The 3,092-nt window shown below is 37.6% G+C and carries 1 protein-coding gene; it reads right to left on the bottom strand.

The features are described from left to right. Positions 1–3,092, bottom strand: a 3,092-nt coding sequence (locus tag YWA_RS15785; protein ID WP_022829220.1) for a choice-of-anchor L domain-containing protein, incomplete at both ends; no start/stop codon positions are given.

Raw genomic sequence — 3,092 nt, 5'->3', positions numbered from 1 at the left:
GGTCCTGTCCATAAGAAACTAGAAGTCGAAATATCAAAACTTCCGTTGAAAGGTACCGCAACCAATTGATAAGCATTGTTGTTACAACCTTGAGTAAAGTCGATTTCAATAGCTAAATTATTCTTAGCAACATCAACATCAAAGGTAGAAACACATCCAAAGATATCAACCGATAAGGTATAGGTTCCAACTTCATTCGCTGAGAATGTTTTCCCTTCACCCGTAACATTTGACGGTGAAGTCCAAGTATAAGTAGCATTAGCATTGTCAATATCAAAATTAACCGCTGTAAACGCTAAGGTCGTTGATTCACCTGTACATATAACGTAAGGTTCGCCTACAAAACTTATTTGCCAGTTTTCCGTTGAAGGAACAATTTCAAATGTTTCTGTAAAACTACATCCAGAATTATTCACAGTCACAGTATAAATTCCGTAACCAGACTGACCTGCTATTTGTAACGCATTAGTTGTAGCCGTAGGAATTACATTCGAATTAAAAGTCCATTCGTACGTAACTGCATTAACGTTGAAATTATTATTTGTAGGAACTATAGTTATTGTCGTTGGTTCATCGGGACAAATTGCCATGTTTCCTGTTAAAGTAAACTGTGGTGTTAAATCCTGTACAATCAATTTAAAGGAAACAACTTGGAAACAACTGGTCGTTAAGAAATTCACTCGCACGAAGATCTCCTGTCCATCTGTTCCTAAAAATGCCTGTGCCTCCGCTTCTGTCAATGCTGCTGTAATAGTGTTGTTTTGAGCATCAGCTTCTGTCAAGAAGTACATAATTTCATGTGATCCCGCAGGAAAAGGGGCAAGTATTTCATCTTTAGTTACTGTTAAATCAAACATTCCTTGGCCAGATGCATCACATAAAGCTAAGTCAGCAGGGAACGGTGCGTCAGAATCAACGAAATACTCAACCACAATAGAGTCAATAGTTACACAAGAGGTACCTACGTACGCTGCATGAATATTATATGTACCTGTTTGTGTCACCACTAATGTTGGATTTATTTCTCCCGGAAGTAAAGTATCTCCATTATACCATTGAATATCATATAATGTAGGATCCAGTTGAGAATCTAAAGTCACGTCGTCACCATTACACAGAGCAGTTCCGTCCGCGATTAAGTAGTCATCTGGTAAAGTAATATTTCCAATATCAAAACTATCACCTTTTAGGAAAACAGCAGAATCATATGAACCATCATTATAATCAGCAATTACCATTTTAATATGATAGGTATTTCCAGGAATTACAGATGAACTTGCTAACATTGGGATTGTAACTCCATTAAAATTAATTGGAGCACCAATTACACCCGCTGGATTATTATAATATTTATCAAAGAATTCTTCGTTTGCGGAAGGACAATTTGCATTGTTCTCAGAATTTCTAATATTTACTACAGACACTGGAATTGGAGGGTTACTACCTGGTATTATAGCTAAGTTTTTTGCAGGAGTTCCTGCGGTAACATCTGTCAAGATAAAAGCAAATGCATCACTGTAGTCACATTGGAATATTCCGTATTCTTCTGAAGCAAACAAAAATTCAAAATTAATTTTGTCGTTTATCGCCACAAAATCAAACTCTAACTTAGTCGCATTGTTTAAAGTTCCATTCTGAGGCGGATCTTGAGCGGCTAGAATTGCAGATAGATCTGCATCTCCACCAAGTCCACCATTACCAAGTGTAGAATTATTAGGTCCTACTGCTGCTGTTGCACTACCTGTTACTAAAACGATTCCATTTTCAAAAGGAAAATCAGATTGCCCTCTTTCAAAATATCCAATCCCGTTTGTGTTTACTGCAGTTCCCGTAGCCCAAGTAATATTTGTTACGGTAGCACAAGTAGACTTAATTAATACATCCGTAACTAATTGCGAATTAGTATACTGTGTAGTGCTTACTGTAATAGGCGGAACGATGCTTCCAATACATAGATCAAATCGGATGTCTTCCAATTGTCCAGAATTTGACCAAACTCTAATTTTATAAGTTGTCCCCGGAGTTAGATTATTAACTATCGTTTCATTATTGTTATTACATGCAATAAAAGTCAAATTTCCACAAATATCACCTGAATATAGAGCGCTGTTCAATACTAATGAAGTTCCAACAATATTTTGAAAAGTAATAATATGTTTTGGACTTGTAGCAACAAAGCTAAACCAAACATCATCGTCTTCTAATCCTGCACAACTGCTTGACTCTGGTGAAGCTGTAGCTCCAGTAATAGATCCTGCAGTCACTTGTGCACAAGACAATCCATTATTTACGAAAGCTGGAGTTGCAGTTGCACATTCGTCGTTCGTAATTGGAGCCGGAGTAGTAATACATATTGAAAATGTTGCAAATTGACTTGCAGTAGGAGCTGTGCTGTATATTCTTATTTTATATGTTTCTCCAGATACTAATCCACCTACAACTGCTGAATTAATGTTATTTGAACTGCAATACAATTGTGTTAACGAGCCGCAATCCACACCACCGTAAATTGTATATCGCACATTTGTAGTGGCTGTTGAACCTACAATATTAAAAATGGAAACAATATGAATATTATTTGTAGCAACAAAACTATACCATACGTCGTCCAGTTTAGTTCCTGGACAAGTAGAAACCTGTGCCGACGTTGTTCCTCCTAATGTACTTCCTGATACAGTTTGAGTACATGTTCTATCAAGATTCACAGGCACGTTAATCGCTGCTGAGCATTCGTCGTTTGCAGGTTTAGTGATAAATGATTTTGGTGTCAATAAAGTCCAGTTGCTGATGTCTGTTGCGGAACAAATTGCACGAACATAATATTGGTATTTGGTTCCTGGTAGTAAGTTAGTGATTGGAAAATCTACATTTGAAGTCGCTAATGAATACCCAGCTACGCCTGTATTCAATGGAGCTCCGTTAACAGGTGGTGTTCCTCCTTCTACAACGGCATACACTTCCCACTGAGGAGCGGAACCTGTTTCAGTCCAACTTGCCGTAACACTGGTTTGTGATACTGAAGTAACTAATAAATTCGTCGGCTTTGGACAGCTTGGTGGCTGACAGTTGCCTAAGATTAAATCCTCATAAAG

The sequence above is a fragment of the Flavobacterium antarcticum DSM 19726 genome, assembly GCF_000419685.1.
In the GTDB taxonomy this organism is placed as follows: Bacteria; Bacteroidota; Bacteroidia; order Flavobacteriales; family Flavobacteriaceae; genus Flavobacterium; species Flavobacterium antarcticum.
Note: the sequence above shows the minus strand (reverse complement) of the source record. Positions and strands in the feature narration are given on the sequence as shown.